This window comes from Peribacillus sp. NPDC060253, from assembly GCF_042727425.1.
Taxonomy (GTDB): Bacteria; Bacillota; Bacilli; order Bacillales; family DSM-1321; genus Peribacillus.
On record NZ_JBHXAS010000244.1, the window covers coordinates 1 to 2541 of the forward strand.

The following is a 2541-nucleotide window of genomic DNA, read 5'->3' on the forward strand; positions in this document are numbered from 1 at the left end:
ATTTTTATAGATTTGTAAATGTAAAATTTACCGTTTTCACTAATACGTAATTTGAAGATGCGGAAAAAGTAATACGAAAAGAAGTGAATCTATGTAGTGAATAAGCTTTTATCGAGGGTCGACTTTAGTAGTCCTTTCGATATTCCTGTATGGTCATCGATGATTTCGTGCAGGGTGTTCTTTAGCGAAGACCCTGATTTTCCGCTGGCAGAGTCATAGTAGGAGCCAACCATCGGTTCTGGAGAATCACCCACTGAATCCATGACTGATGCATCTTTTAAGCCGGAATGGGAGAAGTATGCGGACGGTGTTCCAGTTATGGTGACTTTTTTTTCTTTTAGTGAAGGATTAGAATTTTAACCAGAAATTCAGAGCGAAGGGAGGGGGGAATCTGAGCATAAAGGACAGCATAAATCTTGGTTTATGTTTTGGAACATGTCATTCCTCCATAAATCGATTCATTCCATTTCCATAGAAATCGGTATGTACGGTTATACTTATGGATAAAAGGCCCTTTTTCCTTGTTAATTGTCAAAAATGAGCGAATACAGCTATTACATAATAGGGGAATTTAGGGGAATAGCCCGGGAAATATCGAAAGGTGGTATGGAAAATGAGGGTGGATACGAAAAACCGCCAGCATCCTACTGACGGTTTTTTTTACTCTTTTTTATTAGTAGACTTTGAATGAAACTCAATAACAGTGATCCGATTAGGGCTCCCCAAAAAGAATGTATGACAAACCCGCTGACTACATAAGAAGTGATTTGGAACGTGAAGGCATTGATAATGAACGAAAACAATCCGAACGTCAAGATAGTTATCGGCAATGTAATTAGTTGCAGAATGGGTCTAACTAACAAGTTCATGATTGATAATATAAAAATCGCCAGCAGGGCTGTACCGTAAGATTGAATCGTGATGGAGTCGAGAAGCCAGTCAATGACGAGTAATACCAACCCGTTGATAAGAAAACGCAATATAATATTCATGAAAAACTCCTCCTGAAGTCACTTATACTACAAGTCATTATACTAAAATTTCATGAATTCCAGTTGTATGTTTGCAGAATTGTCACAAAAAAGGAAAGGACCCCCTTTTAGGAGGCCATTTTCAATTTAGTTATTGGCAATGATCTTTTCGAATTGACTTAATTCCAATGTGTTTTTTAGCTTTGGATTGCTGTTTAAGGAAAGCAGTGCACTTTCGATGAGAAAGATTCGTGTATCACTGTTTTGTAAAAATTCTTCCTGGATAAAGTGAATTAACTTTAAGTTTTTTACACGTTCTCTTTCATCATCCTGACAAAGCTTCAAGATCATCTTTTTTAGGTCGTTTGCAGAGTGGAGGAGTGCAGTATTAAAATCCTGCTGTGTATAGCACTCCGGCAGCCATTGCTTGATAAGATCTGGTTCCAAAAGCTGTACATTTGATTGGCTTACATCTTCGAAAATGGTTTTAATCCTATCAACACAATAACGGATAATTTCAGTTGGGTTGAAATCAGGCTCTTTAGCCAAGGCATTAAAATGAATCGTTTGATGCATCATGCCGGAATAAAGAATGGCACAGTCCAAAATATAGGGTTTTTTCTCTTCACCGAATATATCGAGAAACCGTTTTGAAAGCCAATGTATATGCTGGAATTTTGCATGTGTAATGAAATTTTTAAGTTCGGTATCATTAGAAATCATGACTTCTTCATATAAGGAAAAGAGTTTATTGCTTTTGTTGGAGTGCATTTGTAATTCGGATTGTTTGATGAATATTTCAATATCTGCCAGGTTTTGCCCAATTAGCAGTTCATTCCGTTCCTTTTCGAATTTTACTTGCGTAGAAAGGAATACTGCCTTAAGCAATTCGCTTTTAGAAGAAAAATAGTTATAAAATGTTCCTTTTGAAATGCCGCTATAATCTAAAATATCTTGAATGGATGTTGCTTGATAACCCTTTTCAATAAATAATTGGTGTGCATATTTAACTACCAGTTGTTTCCGCTCATTCATATATATCACCCTTACTCTTATTGGCCGGTCATTTTAACGTAATAGTATCTTATTTTCTATACGAACACAAACCAGTAAGTTCACAATTTCTCTAGCAAAATAGGGGTGATGGCATCTAAGTTACTCTTTGTTTTGGTCAATTTTTCAGGATGTCATGAAATACCCAAATGAACCGGAATGGATCAATGATTCATAAACTGGGTTTTTATTCATTATGAAAATAAAGTCTAATGAGTGAACAACGTCACAGGCGAACGATACAGATTGTTATAAAATTAATAGGAGGAAGGAAGCATTCATGGGTATACTTCCTCATTCTCGATTACTATCCCGTTAGTTGAAGAACTGATAAAATCATTTCCCATGAAGGAGTAAGCGGTATATGTGTCGTATACCATAATTAGGAACTTGAATATTAAAATAAGCTGTGTCATAAGGGGTTATGTTATTAAGCATTACCATATACTAGCTATTGTTGAGTGACACTATATGTATGTGAAAATAATGAACTCATTATTATCTGTCTCTTATACAC

At 35.8% G+C, this 2541-nt stretch carries 3 protein-coding genes; all 3 read right to left on the reverse strand.

Features of this window, described 5'->3' with window-relative positions:
- Positions 1 to 89: 89 nt before the first annotated feature.
- The gene (locus ACFWE9_RS26580) at positions 90 to 263 is read right to left on the reverse strand and encodes a hypothetical protein (RefSeq protein ID WP_230159458.1); all 174 of its coding nucleotides are present in this window, start codon (positions 261 to 263) and stop codon (positions 90 to 92) included.
- Positions 264 to 644: 381 nt separating this feature from the next.
- Complete coding sequence (locus ACFWE9_RS26585; protein ID WP_230159459.1) at positions 645 to 992, reverse strand: phage holin family protein; 348 nt, start codon at positions 990 to 992, stop codon at positions 645 to 647.
- 126 nt (positions 993 to 1118) lie between these two features.
- The gene (locus ACFWE9_RS26590) at positions 1119 to 2006 is read right to left on the reverse strand and encodes a TetR/AcrR family transcriptional regulator (RefSeq protein WP_377359632.1); all 888 of its coding nucleotides are present in this window, start codon (positions 2004 to 2006) and stop codon (positions 1119 to 1121) included.
- Positions 2007 to 2541: the final 535 nt, after the last annotated feature.

What these genes read in the sequence shown, in the direction of transcription:
- ACFWE9_RS26580 (WP_230159458.1), bottom strand. Translation starts at nt 263, where the DNA reads ATGGATTCAGTGGGTGATTCTCCAGAACCGATGGTTGGCTCCTACTAT.
- ACFWE9_RS26585 (WP_230159459.1), bottom strand. Translation starts at nt 992, where the DNA reads ATGAATATTATATTGCGTTTTCTTATCAACGGGTTGGTATTACTCGTC.
- ACFWE9_RS26590 (WP_377359632.1), bottom strand. Translation starts at nt 2,006, where the DNA reads ATGAATGAGCGGAAACAACTGGTAGTTAAATATGCACACCAATTATTT.